Origin of the sequence: Kitasatospora sp. NPDC001603 (assembly GCF_040298365.1) — a bacterium.
In the GTDB taxonomy this organism is placed as follows: Bacteria; Actinomycetota; Actinomycetes; order Streptomycetales; family Streptomycetaceae; genus Kitasatospora.
This window is the reverse complement of sequence record NZ_JBEPAA010000119.1, coordinates 1-16,140: the sequence shown is the minus strand read 5'-3', so window position 1 is coordinate 16,140 and position 16,140 is coordinate 1. Positions and strand designations below refer to the sequence as shown.

The following is a 16,140-nucleotide window of genomic DNA, read 5'->3' as shown; positions in this document are numbered from 1 at the left end:
GTGAGCATCGAGGCGTCCACCGCGGAGGAGCCCTCGACCACGGTGCCGTCCGTCGCGATCTTCTCCCCCGGACGCACCACGAACCGCATCCCGGGGGTCAGCCGGTCCACCGGCACCCGGATCTCGGAGCCGTTCCGCAGCACCGCCACGTCCTTGGCGCCCAGCCCGAGCAGGGCGTGCAGCGCGGCGCCGGCGCGGCGCTTGGAGCGGGCCTCCAGGTAGCGGCCGAAGAGGATCAGCACGGTGACCGCGGCGGCCGTCTCCAGGTACAGCGTGGAGGAGGCGTCGGTGGCGCCGATCGACAGCGAGAACTCGTGGCGCATGCCCGGCATCCCGGCCCGGCCCCAGAACAGGGCCCAGCACGACCACCCGAAGGCGGCCAGCGTGCCGAGTGAGACCAGGGTGTCCATGGTCGCGGCGCCGTGCTTCAGGTTGGTCCAGGCGGCCCGGTGGAACGGCAGCCCGCCGTAGACGACGACCGGGCCGGTGAGGGCGAAGGCCAGCCACTGCCAGTTGGCGAACTGCAGGGACGGGATCATCGACAGCATGACCACCGGCACGCTGAGGACGGCGCTGATCAGCAGCCGGTCCAGCAGCGGGTCGGCCGCGGGTTCCGCCGGGGCGGGGCCCGGCCCGGCGGGCGCGGCGGCCGGTTCGACGGCCGGCGGTGCGGGGAGTTCGGCGGTGTAGCCGGTGTTCTCGACGGTGCTGATGAGGTCGGCGACGCTCACCGCCGGTCCGAAGTCGATCCGGGCCTTCTCGGTCGCGTAGTTGACCGTGGCCTCGACGCCCTCCATCCGGTTGAGCTTCTTCTCGATCCGGGCCGCGCACGCTGCGCAGGTCATCCCGCCGATCGACAGCTCGACGCGGTCGCGTACCGGGGCGGTGCCGCCCTGGTCACGCGGGCCGCCCGGGCCGGCGGCGGTGGTGGCCGGGGTGGCGGTGCTCATGCTGATCAGCTCCTTGGGGAGGGCGTGCGGCGGGGGCCGGGGCGAGCGGCCCCCGCCGCACCGCGGGGCTCAGACGGACCGGCCGACCAGCTCGTAGCCGGCCTCGTCGACGGCCGCGCGGACCTGGTCGTCGTCGAGCGGGGCGGCGGAGGAGACCGTCACGGTGCCGGCCTTGGCGTCGGCCGCCACCTGGGTGACGCCGGCCAGCGCGGTGAGCTCCTTGCTGACCGAGCTCTCGCAGTGGCCGCAGCTCATGCCGGTCACGGTGTAGGTGATGGTGCTGGACATCGGGGCCTCCGGGAGGTCTGTTCGGCCGCGGGCGTGCGCCCGGGCTCCCACTCTTGATGACACCATACCCCTGCGGGGTATTCCCCGAAGGGGGTGGTGTGGTGCGGATCGCATCGGGGACGCGGTCCGACAGCAGAGCGTATGCGCCCGGACACGCTGCGCCCGAATCCGCGCCGCGCGGCGGGCGCGTCCGGGGCGGCCGCCTCCCGGGGGGTGCGGACGATGAGCGTCCGTTATGTTCGAGAGGTGTTCCCGATCCGCCGAGCCCAGTCGCCCGCGGCCCCCACCGCCACGGGACTGCCGCCGGAGCGGCGGCGCGGCGCGCTGCTGGCGGCCGACCTCCAGGACGTACCGCTCTGGCGCCGGGCGAGCCCCGCGCTGATCGCGATCGTCCTGGTCGGGCTGGCCGACCTGCTCTCCGGCAAGGACCGCTACCTCGCCCCGCTGATGACGGTCGTCCCCACCATCGCCGCGCTCACCCTGCGGCCGCTCGAACTGCTGATGGTCTGCCTGCTCGGCCTGTTCGCGGTCTTCGGCCTGAGCCACTACGACGAGGTCGACAACGTCAACGACGAGCGCTTCCTCTACGGCGCGATGGTCAGCTATCTGCTGCTCACCGTGTTCTCCGCCTGGGTGGCCAAGATCCGCATGCGGCGGGCCGCCGCCTTCGCGGCCGTCAGCTCCGTCGCGGAGGCCGCCCAGCGCGCGCTGCTGCGGCTGCCCGGACCGGTGGTCGGTCCGCTGCACCTGGCCGTGCGGTACGTGTCCGCCGCCGACGCCTCCAGGATCGGCGGGGACCTCTACTCCGTGCTGGAGACCCCGCACGGCACCCGGGTGGCGGTCGGCGACGTCCGCGGCAAGGGGCTCGGCGCGGTGCAGACGGCCGCCGTGGTGCTCGGCTCGTTCCGGGAGGCGGCCTACGACGAGGCCGGGCTGCGCGGGGTCGCGGCGCGGATCGAGGCCAGCGTCGAGCGGCACGCCCCGGACGGGGAGTTCACCACCGCGCTGTTCGCCGAGTTCCGGGTGCCGGGCGTGATGCAGCTGCTGCAGTACGGGCACGTCCCGCCGATCCGGGTGGACCACGACGGCGGCGCGCACGTGCTGCACGCGCCCGACCCGTGGGTGCCGCTCGGCCTGGGCCGGCTGGCCGTCGGCGAGCCGACCACCTGGGAGCAGCCGTTCGGGCCCGAGGACGTGCTGGTGCTCTGCACCGACGGCGTGATCGAGGCGCGGCACCGCGAGAACGGCGACTTCTACCCGCTGGCGGAGCGGGTCGGGCCGCTGGTCCGGGGCGCGGCCCGCTCCGCGGCGGAGCTGGAGGCGGCGGTCGGCCGGGTCTACGCCGACCTGCTGGAGCACACCGGCGGGGAGCTGCGCGACGACGCGCTGCTCCTGCTGATCTCCCGGACGGACCGGTAGGGCCGGGGCCGCTCCGGGGCTACTCCGCGCCGACCACCTCCGCCAGGGCGCGGAAGAGCAGGGCGGTGGAGGTGGCGCCCGGGTCCTGGTGGCCGACGCTGCGCGGGCCCAGGTAGGAGGCGCGGCCCTTGCGGGCCTGGAGCGGCACGGTGGCCAGCGCGCCCTGCTCGGCCGCGTCCGCCGCGGCCCCGACGGCCCGCGGCAGGTCGGCGCCGGCCGCCACCGCCTCGGCGTACGCGGCCAGCGCCGGGGTGTAGGCGTCGACGATGGTCTTGTCGCCCGGCTCCGCCTTGCCGAGGGCCTGGACCGCCCGCAGCCCCTCGGCCAGCGCCTCGCCGAAGGCGGCCGGGTCGGCCGGCCCGGGCAGTGCGGCGCCCAGCGCGCGGAAGGCCTTGCCGTACAGCGGGCCGGAGGCACCGCCGACCTTGGAGATCAGCGTGCTGCCCGTTTTGCTCAGGACCGCCCCCGGGCTGTCGGGGGCGAGCGAGTCCAGTGCGGTGAGCACGGCGGTGAAGCCGCGCCGCAGGTTGCTGCCGTGGTCGCCGTCGCCGATCGCGGAGTCCAGCTCGGTGAGCCGCCCCTGTTCCTCGTCGACCGCGGCCGCGATCGCGCGGACCCAGGCCTCGGCCAGTGCGGTGTCGAAGTCCATGACCGTCCCTCCTCCGTCAGGCCCGCTTGAGGGCGGGGGTGTCCACCGGGGCGTCCCAGAGTTCCAGCAGCCGGGCGTCGGCCTTGGTCAGGGTGAGCGAGAAGCCCGCCATGTCCAGGCTGGTCACGTAGTTCCCGACCAGGCTGCGGGCCACCGTGATGCCGCGCTCGGCGAGCCGGGCGGCGACCTCGCCGAAGACGACGTACAGCTCCAGCAGCGGGGTGCCGCCGAGGCCGTTCAGCAGGGCGATCACCTCGTCGCCGGCGCTCAGGTGGTGGTCGGCGAGCACGGTCTCCACCACCTCGGCGGCGAGCTCACGGGCCGGGCGGAGCTTCTCGCGGCGGCGGCCGGGCTCGCCGTGGATGCCGACGCCGACCTCGATCTCGTCCTCCGGCAGGTCGAAGCCGGGCTTGCCGGCGGCCGGGGTGGTCGCGGCGGTCAGCGCGATCGCGAACGACCGGGAGGCCGCGTTGACCCGGGCGCCCATGGCGGTGACCTCCTCCAGCGCGGCGCCGCGCTCGGCCAGCGCGCCGGCGATCTTCTCCACCAGCACCGTCGCGCCGGTGCCCCGGCGGCCGGCCGTCCAGGTCGAGTCCTCGACCGCGACGTCGTCGTCGACCAGCACCGTGCGGACCTCGATGCCCTCCTCGGTGGCGAGCTCGGCGGCCAGCGCGAAGTTCATCACGTCGCCGGTGTAGTTCTTGACGACGAAGACCACCCCGGCGCCGGAGTCGACGGCCTTGGCGGCGGCCAGCATCTGGTCCGGCACCGGGGAGGTGAAGACCTCGCCGGGGCAGGCGGCGTCCAGCATCCCCGGGCCGACGAACCCGCCGTGCAGCGGTTCGTGGCCGGAGCCGCCGCCGGAGACCAGGGCGACCTTCGACGCCGCCGGGCGGACCGCGCGGGTGATCACCCGATGCGCGATGTCCACCGTCAACTCCCGGTGGGCGGCGGCGATTCCGGCCAGGGCGTCCTCCAGGACGCTCTCCGGGGTGTTGATCAGCTTCTTCACAGCGCTTCGCTCCCTCGGCAGACGGTGCTGACCCGACGCTACGCCAGACGGGGGTGCCCGGCACGGGGTGCGACACGCCCCCGGGCGGCCCGCAGTAGGACACGCGGGGCCGGCCGGCCCCCTCCCGCGGAGCGCCGGGGCGGTCGTAGGGTCGGCGGTATGAGCGACTACGTGGGCATCGTCCTGGTCTCGCACAGCGCACAGCTCGCCGCCGGGCTGCGGGAGCTGCTGGCGGAACTCGCCTCCGGTGCGGTGCGGGTGGTGGTGGCGGCCGGGACGGAGGACGGCGGGCTCGGGACCAGCTACGACCTGATCGCCCGGGCCGTCACGGAGGCGGACGGCGGGGCGGGCGTGGTGGTGCTGGCCGACCTCGGCAGCTCGGTGCTGACCGCCGTCACGCTGCTGGAGGACGAGCCGCGGCCCGGGGTGGTGCTGGTGGACGCCCCGTTCGTGGAGGGCGCGGTCGCGGCCGCGGTGACGGCCTCCACCGGGGCGGGCGTCGCCGAGGTGGCCGCGGCGGCCGAGGAGGCGCGGGCGTTCCGCAAGCTGTAGCGGGCGGCCTGCGCGGCCGGCCCTGGGCGCGCGGCCCGACCCCGGCTACTTGGCGTCGGCGTAGCAGTCCACCACGGCGGTGGTGAGCGGGAACCGGACCGGGGTGTCCCCGAAGACCAGCCGGCGGGCCTCGTCGGCGGACTCGGCGACGGCGGCGGCCACCTCGTCGGCGAGGTTCGCCGGGGTGTGCACCACCACCTCGTCGTGCTGGAAGAACACCAGGTGCGGCCGGTCGTCCGGGCCGGTGGCGGGCAGCGCGTTCAGCCGGCGGCGCAGCGCCGCGAGCAGGGCGAGCGCCCAGTCGGCCGCACTGGCCTGGATCACGAAGTTGCGGGTGAAGCGGCCCCGGGCCCTCGCCGAGCGGCCGCCGGCCTCCCCGGCCGTCTCCGGCGCCTCGGTGAGGTCGAGCCAGTCGGCCGAGGGGGGCGGGCAGGCCCGGCCGAGCCGGGAGGCGACCACACCGCCGTCCTCGCCGGTCCGGGCGGCCGCCTCGACGTAGCCCATCGCGGCCGGGTAGCGCCGGCGCAGGGTGGCGAGGAGCACGCCGATGTCCCCGCTGGTCTGGCCGTACATGGCGCCGAGCAGACCGAGCTTGGCCTTGTCGCGGTCCCCCTGGAAGGCGGAGGCGGCCAGCGCCTCGTAGAGGTCCCCGCCGGCGGCGGTGCGGACCAGGCCGGCGTCCTGGGAGAGCGCGGCCAGGACGCGGGGCTCCAGCTGGGCGGCGTCGGCGACGACCAGCAGCCAGCCCGGGTCGGCCACCACGGCGCGGCGCAGGATGCGCGGGATCTGCAGCGCGCCGCCGCCCCGGCTGGCCCAGCGGCCCGAGACCACGCCGCCGACCACGTACTCGGGGCGGAACCGGCCGCCGCGGGCCCAGGCGTCCTGCCAGGCCCAGCCGTGCGCGGCGTGGATCCGGGAGAGCTCCTTGTAACGGATCATCAGCGCGGCGGCCGGGTGGTCCACCGCCTTCAGCTCCCAGGACCGGGTGGATCCGAGCTGGACGCCCCGGTCGGCGAAGGCGCGCAGCACCTGGCTGTGCGAGTCGGGGTTGAACGGCCGGCCGCCGAGGGCCTCCTGGAGCTCGACGGCCAGCTCGGCGAGCAGCCTGGGCTGGGTGCCGGGGACGGTCGGACGGGGGCCGAGCAGGTCGGTGAGCAGCCGGTCGTGGACGTCGGTGCGCCAGGGCAGGCCGTCGTGCGCCATCTCGGCGGCCACCAGCGCGCCGGCCGACTCGGCGGCGACCAGCAGTCGGAACCGGGCGCGGTCACCCGGCTCGGCGATCGCGGCGAGCCGGCGCTGCTGCTCGGCGTGGACGGCCGCCACGGCGGCCAGCGCGTCGGCCCCGGGCGGGAGTTGCAGCCGGTCGGGGGCGAACAGGGTGTCCTGGCCGTCCCCGGAGTCGGCGGAGCCGGGCTCGGGCAGGTCGGCCGGGACGGGCCGCCCGTTCAGCCGGGCCCAGGCGGCGCCGAGCGAGCGGGGCGCGCCGAACCGGCCCTCGTACGCCAGCAGCAGGGCCTCGGTCAGCCGGAGGTCGTGGCAGCGGGCGAGCCGGTCGGGCAGCCGGGGGAGCAGCGGCGCGTAGGCGCTGTCGGCGGCCGCCCAGACCCAGCGCGGGTGCTCGGCGGCCTCCCTCTCGGCGACGGCGGCCGCGAGGTCCGCCACGGCGGCGGGCGGCCCGAGCGGGGCCCCGGCGTCGTCGAGGGGGAGCAGCCGGCCGCCGGGGCCGTGCGGGTCGGGGACGAGGGCGATCCGGGGTGCCACGGGGGCTCCTCCTCTCGGGCGTACGGGCTGCGGACCTCGACGGTAACCGGTGGGTACGACAACCGGCGCAGGCGCGCGTGCCGATCCGTGCGCCCGTGCGCCGACGGTGCGCCGCCCGCCGGGCCGGACGCGTGTGCCCGGCCGTTGCCACGGCGTAGGGTCGGCGAAATGACCGAGAACCCGTTCTTCAAGCCCAGCACCCTGGTCTACGAACTGCCTCCGTTCGCCGAGATCCGGGAGGAGCACTACCTGCCCGCGTTCGAGCGCGGGATGGCCGAGCAGCTCGCCGAGATCGCCGAGATCGCCGCCAATCCGGAGCCGCCGACCTTCGACAACACCCTGATCGCGCTGGAGCGCTCGGGTGCGCTGCTGAAGCGGGTCCGGGCGGTTTTTGACAACCAGGTCTCCTCGGACACCACCCCGGGCGTGGACCGGCTGGACACCGAGATCAGCCCGAGGCTGGCGGCCCACCGGGACGCGATCCACCTGGACGCCGCGCTGTTCGCCCGGATCGAGGAGCTGCACGGGCGACGGGACGGGCTCGGCCTGGACGCGGAGTCGCGGCGGCTGCTGGAGCGGCGGCACACCGCCTTCGTCCGGGCCGGTGCCCGGCTCGGCGCCGCCGACCAGCGGCGGCTGCGCGGGCTGAACGCCGAACTGGCCGCCGGCGCCTCGGCGTTCCGCCGCAACGTGTCGGCGGACTCGAAGGCGCGGGCGCTGGTGCTGGACTCCGCGGCCGAGCTGGCCGGGCTCTCGCCGGACGCGATCGCCGGCGCGGCCGCGAACGCCCGGGCGCTCGGCCACGAGGGCAAGTACGTGCTGAACCTGAAGAACTTCTCCAACCAGACCGAGCTGGCCTTCCTCACCGACCGCTCGGTGCGCGAACGCCTGCTGGCGGCCTCGCTGGGCCGGGCGGCCGACGCCAACGGCCCGCTGGCGATCCGGATGTCCGCGCTGCGCGCCGAGCGGGCCCGGCTGCTGGGGTACGACACGCACGCGGCCCACGTGGTGGCGGACGAGACGGCCGGCACCGTCGAGGCGGTCGACGCGCTGCTGACCCGGCTGGTGCCGCCGGCGGTGGCCAACGCGCGGCGGGAGGCGGTCGAGCTGGCCGCGGCGGCGGCCGTCGACGGCGTCGAGGAGATCGCCGCGCACGACTGGGCGTACTACTCGGAGCTGGTCCGGCAGTCCTCCTACCAGGTGGACGCGGCCGCGCTGCGCCCGTACCTGGAGCTGGAGCGGGTGCTGCGCGACGGGGTCTTCTTCGCCGCGAACCTGGCCTACGGGGTGACCTTCACCGAGCGGCCGGACCTCCCGGCGTACCACCCGGACGTGCGGGTCTTCGAGGTGTTCGAGGAGGACGGCGGCTCGCTCGGCCTCTTCCTCGCGGACTTCCACGCCCGGGCGTCCAAGCGCGGCGGCGCCTGGATGGACGAACTGGTCACCCAGTCGCGGCTGCTGGGCCGGCGGCCGGTGGTGATGAACAACCTGAACGTGCCCCGCCCGGCCCCGGGCGAGCCGGTGCTGCTCTCCTGGGACGAGGTGCGCACGCTGTTCCACGAGTTCGGCCACGCGCTGCACGGCCTCTTCTCGGACGTGCGTTACCCGTACTTCGCCGGGACGGACGTGCCGCGGGACTTCGTGGAGTTCCCCTCGCAGGTCAACGAGATGTGGATGGTCCGGCCCGAGGTGCTGGCCAACTACGCGAAGCACCACGTGACCGGCGAGCCGCTGCCGGCCGAGCTGGTCGAGCGGATGGCGGCGGCCGACGGCTTCGGGCAGGGGTTCCGGACCGTGGAGTACCTGGCGGCGGCGCTGCTGGACCTGGCCTGGCACACCGTGGCGCCGGGCCAGGAGATCGCGGACGCCGAGGAGTTCGAGGCGCAGGCGCTGGCGAAGGCCGGGCTCGCGGTGGCGGCGATCCCGCCGCGCTACCGGACGGCGTACTTCTCGCACATCTTCGCCGGCGGGTACAGCGCGGGGTACTACGCGTACATCTGGTCCGAGGTGCTGGACGCCGAGACGGTGGACTGGTTCGAGGGGAACGGCCGGGGGGTGCGGGAGAGCGGCGAGGTGTTCCGCCGGGAGCTGCTCTCGCGCGGGGACAGCCGGGACCCGCTGGACTCCTTCCGCGCGGTGGTCGGGCGTGACCCGAGGACCGGGCCGCTGCTGGCCCGCCGCGGTCTGGCCTGAGCCGGTTCGAGCCCGGTAGGAGCCCGGTGCCGAACCTCGCGCGGTGGCCCGTCCCGTGGTCCTGGGTTCTCGTGGCGGGGCGGGCCACCGGGCCTCAGCGGGGCGTGACGGTCACCGTGACCGGGGTGCCCGGGCGGGTGTGCGGCAGGCGGATCCGGGCGGTGCCGGCCCGGCCGCCGGCCGGCTGGTCGACCTCGACCCGGGCCGCCGGCGTGACGGTGATCCGCGCACCGGCCGGGAAGGTGGCGGCGGGCAGCACCAGGTCGGTGGTCCGGCCGCTGCCGTCGGCGTTCCAGCGCACCACGTGCCCGCCCGCGGCGGCGCCGGTGCGCACGGCCGTCCCGGCGACCGCCGCCGGGTAGGGGCCGAAGACCGGCTCGTCGCCGGGGGCGGGCCGGCCGGCCGGATCGAACGCGCAGTAGCCGCCGTTGCCCCGGCACCAGTACCACATCGTCCAGCCGGCGGCGAAGCCGTCCATGGCGGCGACCTGACGGCGGACCAGCTGGGTGTTGCCCGGGGTCCGCGCGTCCGGCGGCCCCCACTCGCCGACCAGCACCGGCAGGCGGTGGGCGGCGGGGTAGGCGGTGATCGCGGCGGTGTAGTTCTCGACGAAGCCGCCGGAGGGGTCCCAGTCGGCGCCGCCCTCGACCGCGGTGTCGTAGAAGTGCGGCGCGTAGCCGAGCCGGGGCGCGCCGGGGCGCGGGTCGCCGAAGCCGGGCAGCCGGGTGGGGACGCCCTGGCCGACCAGTACCGTCGGCTCGACGAACAGCCAGGCGCGGGAGTCCGCGCGGCGCACGGCCCGGATCAGCCGGCGGTACATGTCGGCGAGCCGGCCCTCTTCGAGGGCGGCGGAGGAGGCGGCGAGCACGGCCGGGTCGGTCGGGTCGCCGTCCACCGGGCCGAACGGCTCGTTGAACAGGTCGTAGCCCAGCAGCGAGCGGTGGCCGCGCAGTTCGCGGGCCAGCCGGGTGTAGAAGTCGGCCTGCCAGGCGCGCAGGTCGGGGTCGTCGTAGAGGTGGCGGAAGGCCGCCTGGACGGCGGGCTGGAAGTAGCCGGCGAACCAGTCGTCCGGGTCCGGGGTGAAGGGCAGGCCGTCGTCGCGGGTGGCCCAGAGCGGGACGCCGCGGTCCCCGCCGCCGAACCTGGGCCCGTAGACGTCCTGGTGGAAGTCGACCAGGGCCAGCACGCCGTAGCGGTCGGCCCAGTCCAGCACCCGCTGCACGCGGTGCAGTTCGGTCGGGTCGAGGTGCCCGCGGACGGGCTCCAGCCTGGTCCAGGAGACGGCCACCCGGACCAGGGTGAAGCCCTGGGCGGCCAGGGTCGCGACATCCTGTTCGGTGGCCTCGGCGTACTTGTCGAGGTTGAAGCCGCGGAGCCGCAGCCGGCGGCCGGCGGCGTCGGTGAGGTCGGTGGTGCCGTCCGGCGCGGTGGCGGTGCCGGTGGGGAACCCGGCCCGGAACGGGGCCGGTGACCGGGAGGCGTCCGGCGACGCGGCCAGGGCGGGGGTGGGGGCGGCCAGGGCGGCGGTGGCGGCGAGCAGGAGGGCAACGGCGGTGCGGCGCAAGCGCATCGGTACCTCACGGGATCTCGCGGAGCGTGGCGGTGGGGCCCGATGATGCCCGAACTGGCATGCACAGCACAAGAGTTCAGCTCGACGCCGGGTCCTGCGCCGGGGCCGGCAGGGCGGCGGTCGGCAGGTCGGCGGCGGCGGCCAGCCGGCCCCAGAGGAGGTCGGCGAGCGCCTGCACCATCCGGGTGCGCGAGCACGGTCTGGACTCCAGCCACCAGTCCCCGGCGGCCAGCACCATGCCGGTGATCCCCCGGCCCCAGGCCTCCGCGAGGAGTTCCCGGTCGGCCCCGAGGTCCACCTGGCTCTGCACGGCCCGGGTGATCTCCTCGGCGATCTGCCGCAGCGCCGGGGCGAGCGCGTTGCCGACGCCGGACGGGTCGCCGGGCTCGGGATGGGTGAGCAGCCGGTAGACCTGCGGGCGGGCCTCGATTCCGGCGAGGTAGGTGTCCAGCACGTGCTCGACGCGGTCGCGGCGCTCCAGCGGTTCGCTCAGCGCGGCCCGTACGGCGGTCAGCAGACCGCTGGTGTGGCGCTCGGTCAGTGCCCGGATCAGGCCGTTCCGGTCGCCGAAGTGGCGGTAGAGGATCGGCTTGGTGATCCCGGCCTCGGCCGCGATGGCGTTCATGCTCGCACCCGGGCCCTCCCGCTGGACCACCCGGTCGGCGGCGTTGAGCAGCTGCTCCCGGCGGGGTGCGTCGGAGGGCGGCATGAGGTCTCCTGGCGGGTCTGGCCGACGGGGTTGCGGCTGCGGGGTGGTGCGGGCGCGGTGCGGGCGGTCGGGTGGAGCGGGTCGGGGGCGTACGGGGGCGTGGCGCGGGGCAGGCGTGCCGCGGAGCTGCCCGGCGGGGGCGTCGACGGCCCCGGGGCGTTGACATTCCTACCTATGAGTAGCAGACTCCCCGCGATGTTACCCCCGGTAACACCTGTCCGACACCCCCACTGCCCCGCCCCTGCATCCGCCGCCCCGCCGGGCGGCGAGGGGCCCCTTCGACCGGAGGCATCATGAGCACGTTCTCGCTGGACCCGGGTGCGGACCAGCTCGCCGTACGCGACTGGCTGCACGGCTTCGCCGCCGACGTGATGCGCCCCGCCGCGGCCGAGTGGGACGAGCGCGAGGAGACCCCCTGGCCGGTCATCCAGGAGGCCGCCAAGCTGGGGATCTACTCCCTGGACTTCTACGCCCAGCAGTACTTCGACCCCTCCGGCGTCGGCATCCCGATCGCCATGGAGGAGCTGTTCTGGGGCGACGCGGGCATCGGTCTCTCGATCGTCGGCACCACGCTGGCCGCCGTCGCCGTGCTCGCCAACGGCACCGACGAGCAGATCGGCACCTGGGCGCCGCAGATGTTCGGCACCCCGGACGACCTCAAGGTGGCCGCCTTCTGCTCCTCCGAGCCGGACGCCGGCTCCGACGTGTCCGCGCTGCGGACCCGGGCCGTCTACGACGAGGCCAAGGACGAGTGGGTGCTGAACGGCACCAAGACCTGGGCGACCAACGGCGGGATCGCCGCCGTCCACGTGGTGGTGGCCACAGTCGACCCGGCGCTCGGCGCGCGCGGCCAGGCCTCCTTCGTGGTGCCGCCGGGCACGCCCGGGCTGAGCCAGGGCCAGAAGTTCAAGAAGCACGGCATCCGTGCCTCGCACACCGCCGAGGTGGTCCTGGACGGCGTCCGACTGCCGGGGCACTGCCTGCTCGGTGGCAGGGAGAAGCTGGACGAGCGGCTGGCCCGGGCCCGCGAGGGGGCCAAGCGCGGCGGCGGCCGGGGCAACGCGGCGATGGCCACCTTCGAGGCCTCCCGGCCGGCCGTCGGGGCGCAGGCGATCGGCATCGCCCGGGCCGCGTACGAGGTGGCGCTGGACTACGCGAAGACCCGGGTGCAGTTCGGCCGCCCGATCATCGACAACCAGGGCGTGGCCTTCCAGCTGGCGGACATGAAGACCCGGATCGACGCCGCCCGGCTGCTGGTCTGGCGGGCCTCCTGGATGGCGGCGAACAACCAGCCGTTCACCGCCGCCGAGGGCTCGATGTCCAAGCTCTACGCGGGCGAGACCGCCAAGTGGGTCACCGCGCAGGCGATGCAGATCCTCGGCGGCAACGGCTTCACCCGCGAGTACCCGGTCGAGCGGATGCACCGGGACAGCGCGATCTACTCGATCTTCGAGGGCACCAGCGAGATCCAGCGACTGGTGATCGCCCGGGCGATCTCGGGGATGCCGATCCGCTGAGTGCGGCGGGGCCGGGCGGCGCGACCGGCGGGTGCGCCCTTACGTCCGTCCGGCCCGGGCCGGTCAGAACCGGGGCGGCCGGCCCTCCAGGAAGGCGGCGAGACCCTCGCGGACGTCCGGGGCCTCCCGGGAGCGGCGCTCCCAGGGGTGCAGCGCCTCGGCGGCCCGCTCCGGCGGGACGGCCAGCGCGGCCTTGACCGCGCCGATGGTCTGCGACGAGCGGGTGGTCAGCAGCCGGGCGAACTCCAGCGCCCCGGCGTCGAGTTCGGCGCCCGGCAGGACCCGGTCGGCGAGACCGAGCGTGAGGCACTCCCGGCCGGTCACCAACTCGCCGGAGAAGAGCAGGTACTTGGCCCGCGACGGGCCCACCAGCCGGGCCAGCCGAAGGGTCGGCACCGCCGGGTAGACCACCCCGAGCCTGGCCGGGGTGATGCCCAGCCGGGCGTCCTCGGCGACGAACCGCAGGTCGCAGGCGACGGCCAGCTGGCAGCCGCCGCCGACGCAGGCGCCGTGCACCACCGCGACGGTCGGATGCGGGAAGTCCGCCAGCGCCTCCTCGGCCGCGACGTTGACGGCGTGGTAGTCGTCGGCGCGGTCCGGGTCGGCGTAGATCCCGGACAGTTCGGCGATGTCCGCGCCGGCGCTGAAGGTGCCGCCCGCGCCGGTGACCAGCAGGGCCCGCAGACCGGGCTGCTCGGCGAGCCGGAGCAGGACCTTCGGCAGGGCCTGCCAGATCGCCAGGGTGACGGCGTTGCGCCGGTGCGGCCGGGCGAACTCCAGCACCGCGACGCCGTCCTCGCCGGTGTAGGCGTGAAGACCGTCGACGTGGGTGGGCAGCGGGGAGCGGTCCCGCGTGAGCAGCGGCTGGTCCATGCGCACCTCCGGAGTTCGTGGTGCGGACACTCTCTCAGGCGCGGCCGCGGCGCCGTCGGGCGGACCGTCCGCCGCCCGGGCGGCGGACGGTCAGGCGGGCCGGGTGCCGTAGTCGCCGAGGCCGTGCTCGGCCAGGTCGAAGCTGCGCCGGGCGTTCTCCAGGGCCTCCGGCAGCACGTCGGCGGCCCGTTCGCCGGCCAGCATCCGGCGGTGGTTCTCGTTGGTCAGCGCCAGCCGGACGCTCATCAGCTGGGCGGCCGCGACCTGGGCCCGGAGCCGGTCGCCGGCCGGGTCCTGGGCGAGCAGCTCGGCGGCGAGCAGCTCGTTCGCCGCCCGGCCCCACGCGGTGGTCGCGCGCAGGGTCAGCGCCGGTGTCCGGTGGATCAGGCGGATCACGTCGAGCACGAAGCGGTCGTCGCTCAGACCGGTGGCCGGGTCGAACCGCTCCAGGCCCGCCGCGAACCGGGCGCGCAGCGCGGCCACCGCCGAGACGCCCGGGGCACGGTCGCGGACCGCCTCGGCGGCCTCGCCGGTGTGCCGCTCCATCGGGCTCATGACCAGGTCTTCCTTGGACGGGAAGTAGTTGAAGACGGTCATCTTCGAGACGTCGGCCGCGGCGGCGATCTCGGCGACCGACACCTCGTCGAAGCCGCGCTCGGCGAAGAGGGCGATCGCGCTGTGCCAGATCCGGCGGGCCGTCTGGCGCTTCTTGCGCTCGCGCAGGGTCAGTGCCGCGTCCGCGGCCGCCTCCACTGCCTCGGGCCCGGGGGTCGTGCTGCGCTCTGCCATGGCATGACTGTACCAGGATCAAAGATTGACCGGGCTTAATGATGGACTGAGGCGAACCATTGACTCCAGAGAACAATTGACCGAGTCAAAAATACCTGCCATGGTGAGGGCGCGCCGCCGAGCCGCACTGTCCGGTGCGGTCCGGTCCGTAGCCGAATGCCCGAATTCCGCGATCCCCGGGGGGACTTCCCATGGCCGCCACCGCGCCGGCAGCAGCTCTGATGACGGAGCCCCAGCGCAAGCTGGGCATGCTGCTCTGCCTGATCACGATCGTCCTGGCGGTGCTCGACATGAACATCGTGTCGGCCGCCACCGTGCCGATCGTCCAGGACCTCGACCCCGTCCACGGCGTCGACCGACTGCCCTGGCTGGTGAGTGCCTTCGCCCTGGCGGCGACGGCGCTGCTGCCGCTCTACGGCAAGCTCTGCGACCTCTACGGTGCCAAGCGGGCGCTGCTGGGGGCGGTCGGCGTCTTCCTGCTCGGCTCGGCGCTCTGCGGAGCGGCCCAGTCGATGACCGAGCTGATCGCCTTCCGGGCGGTCCAGGGCATCGGAGGCGGCGGGCTGATGAGCGTGACGATGGTGGTGATGGCGCAGCTCAAGGACCCGGACGACGCCAAGGGCGGCGGTGGCGGCGCCGGCGGCATCGTGGGTGGCGCGGGCATGGCCGTGGGCCCGCTGATCGGCGCGCTCCTGGCGGACCACCTCGACTGGCGCTGGATCTTCTACATCAACCTGCCGCTCGGCCTGCTCGTCCTGGTCGGCTCCGCGCTCGTGCTCAGGCTCCCGCGTTCGGCCGGCCGGCGCGGCCTGGACTTCCTGGGCGCCGCCCTGGCGGCCGCGTTCGCCACCGGGCTGCTGCTGGTGACCGAGTGGGGCGGCAAGACCTACGCCTGGACGTCGCCGGAGATCCTCGGTCTGGCCGTCGCCACCCTCGCGGCCCTCGGCCTCTTCCTGTGGCGCCAGGCCACCGCCGCCGAGCCGGTCCTGCCGCTCTCGCTGTTCCGCATCCCGGAGATCCGGATCGGCTTCGCGGTGCAGGGGCTGGTCGGCATGGGCCTGATGGGCGCGATCATGTACGTGATGCTGTACCTGCAGGTGGCCCGCGGGGTCGCCGCGACCTCCGCCAGCCTCTATCTGATCCCGATGGCGCTCGGCATGACGGCGGTCGGTCTCGCGGCCAACCGGTTCACCGCACGGGGCTGGTCGGTCCGGGCGATCCTGGCCTCCGGCGCCGCCTGCGCCACGGTCGCCCTGCTGCTGCTCGGGCTGAGCGGCCCGGACACCTCGCTCTGGCTGGTGCGGGCCGAGCTCGTCCTGCTGGGCCTCGGCCTCGGCCAGCTGATCGGCCGCCTCATCACCGTCGTCCAGGAGGCCGCCCCGGCCCACCAGCTGGGTGTCGCCACCACCGGTGTCCGGTTCTTCCAGACGCTCGGCAGCGCGCTGGGCGCCGCGCTCTTCGGCACCGTGCTGGCCCGGGTCTTCGACAGCGGCGAGCCCGGTACCGCGCTCGGTGCGGTGGGCCGGCTGACCGGCGCCGCCCGGACGCACGCGGTGCACAGCTTCATCGGCGCGGTGGACGTGGTGTTCCTCTCGGCGGCCGGGGTGATGGCGCTGGCCCTCGTCCTGGCCCTGCGGCTGCGGCCGCGCCCGGTGCCCGAGCCGGTGGCGCAGGGGCAGGCGCTGGCCGCCTGAGCGGGAGCGGTACGGGGCGGGAGCGGTGCGGGCCGGGAGTGGTGCGGCGCGGGAGCGGTGCGGCGCGGGGGGGGGGGGGGGGGGCGGGCCGCCCCCCCCCCCCCCGCCCCCGCGCCCCCGCCCCCCCCCCCGGCCGGCGCGGCGGGGGGGGGGGGGACCGGGGC

14 protein-coding genes are annotated in these 16,140 nt (G+C 75.5%); 5 read left to right on the top strand and 9 right to left on the bottom strand.

The annotated features are described in order from the left end of the window. On the bottom strand, nt 1-950 hold a 950-nt coding region (locus ABT263_RS36825), incomplete at its 3' end, for a heavy metal translocating P-type ATPase (RefSeq protein ID WP_502885927.1). A 69-nt stretch (nt 951-1,019) separates the two neighbouring features. Further along, nucleotides 1,020-1,238, bottom strand: coding sequence for a heavy-metal-associated domain-containing protein (locus tag ABT263_RS36820; protein ID WP_329489908.1), 219 nt, complete (start codon nt 1,236-1,238; stop codon nt 1,020-1,022). 246 nt (nt 1,239-1,484) lie between these two features. Between ABT263_RS36820 and ABT263_RS36815 the strand changes: the two genes are divergently transcribed. Further along, nucleotides 1,485-2,657 carry a PP2C family protein-serine/threonine phosphatase gene (locus ABT263_RS36815; protein ID WP_352297778.1) on the top strand — a complete coding sequence of 391 codons (1,173 nt, stop codon included), beginning with the start codon at nt 1,485-1,487 and terminating at the stop codon, nt 2,655-2,657. A 19-nt stretch (nt 2,658-2,676) separates the two neighbouring features. On the opposite strand, the gene dhaL is transcribed toward ABT263_RS36815, so the two are convergent. Next, nucleotides 2,677-3,306, bottom strand: coding sequence for a dihydroxyacetone kinase subunit DhaL (dhaL, locus tag ABT263_RS36810; RefSeq protein ID WP_352297775.1), 630 nt, complete (start codon nt 3,304-3,306; stop codon nt 2,677-2,679). A gap of 16 nt (nt 3,307-3,322) precedes the next feature. Then, a complete protein-coding gene (gene dhaK / locus ABT263_RS36805; RefSeq protein ID WP_352297772.1) occupies nt 3,323-4,318 on the bottom strand; it encodes a dihydroxyacetone kinase subunit DhaK in 996 nt (331 codons plus the stop codon). Between the two features lie 159 nt (nt 4,319-4,477). Here dhaK and dhaM point away from each other — a divergent pair, with 159 nt between their 5' ends. Next, a complete protein-coding gene (dhaM, locus tag ABT263_RS36800; protein ID WP_352297769.1) occupies nt 4,478-4,870 on the top strand; it encodes a dihydroxyacetone kinase phosphoryl donor subunit DhaM in 393 nt (130 codons plus the stop codon). 45 nt (nt 4,871-4,915) lie between these two features. Here the strand turns inward: dhaM and ABT263_RS36795 are convergent, their stop codons facing one another. After that, entirely contained in the window at nt 4,916-6,631 is a 1,716-nt protein-coding gene (locus ABT263_RS36795) for a bifunctional 3'-5' exonuclease/DNA polymerase (RefSeq protein ID WP_352297767.1), read from the bottom strand. A 168-nt stretch (nt 6,632-6,799) separates the two neighbouring features. Between ABT263_RS36795 and ABT263_RS36790 the strand changes: the two genes are divergently transcribed. Continuing rightward, complete coding sequence (locus tag ABT263_RS36790) at nt 6,800-8,824, top strand: M3 family metallopeptidase (RefSeq protein WP_352297764.1); 2,025 nt, start codon at nt 6,800-6,802, stop codon at nt 8,822-8,824. 94 nt (nt 8,825-8,918) lie between these two features. Here the strand turns inward: ABT263_RS36790 and ABT263_RS36785 are convergent, their stop codons facing one another. Both ABT263_RS36785 and ABT263_RS36780 read right to left on the bottom strand, forming a co-directional pair. Next, the gene (locus tag ABT263_RS36785; RefSeq protein ID WP_352297761.1) at nt 8,919-10,394 is read right to left on the bottom strand and encodes a cellulase family glycosylhydrolase; all 1,476 of its coding nucleotides are present in this window, start codon (nt 10,392-10,394) and stop codon (nt 8,919-8,921) included. Nucleotides 10,395-10,470: 76 nt separating this feature from the next. Then, a complete protein-coding gene (locus tag ABT263_RS36780) occupies nt 10,471-11,103 on the bottom strand; it encodes a TetR/AcrR family transcriptional regulator (protein ID WP_352297758.1) in 633 nt (210 codons plus the stop codon). Between the two features lie 293 nt (nt 11,104-11,396). Between ABT263_RS36780 and ABT263_RS36775 the strand changes: the two genes are divergently transcribed. Next, entirely contained in the window at nt 11,397-12,620 is a 1,224-nt protein-coding gene (locus ABT263_RS36775; RefSeq protein ID WP_352297756.1) for an acyl-CoA dehydrogenase family protein, read from the top strand. A 63-nt stretch (nt 12,621-12,683) separates the two neighbouring features. Here the strand turns inward: ABT263_RS36775 and ABT263_RS36770 are convergent, their stop codons facing one another. Continuing rightward, nucleotides 12,684-13,493 (bottom strand): enoyl-CoA hydratase/isomerase family protein, encoded by an 810-nt coding sequence (locus tag ABT263_RS36770; RefSeq protein WP_352297753.1) that lies wholly within the window; start codon nt 13,491-13,493, stop codon nt 12,684-12,686. Between the two features lie 90 nt (nt 13,494-13,583). After that, nucleotides 13,584-14,282: a TetR/AcrR family transcriptional regulator gene (locus ABT263_RS36765; RefSeq protein ID WP_352297750.1), complete on the bottom strand. Its 699-nt coding sequence runs from the start codon at nt 14,280-14,282 to the stop codon at nt 13,584-13,586. A 221-nt stretch (nt 14,283-14,503) separates the two neighbouring features. On the opposite strand from ABT263_RS36765, the gene ABT263_RS36760 reads away from it, so the two are divergent. Then, nucleotides 14,504-15,976: an MFS transporter gene (locus ABT263_RS36760; RefSeq protein WP_352297747.1), complete on the top strand. Its 1,473-nt coding sequence runs from the start codon at nt 14,504-14,506 to the stop codon at nt 15,974-15,976. Nucleotides 15,977-16,140 lie beyond the last annotated feature (164 nt).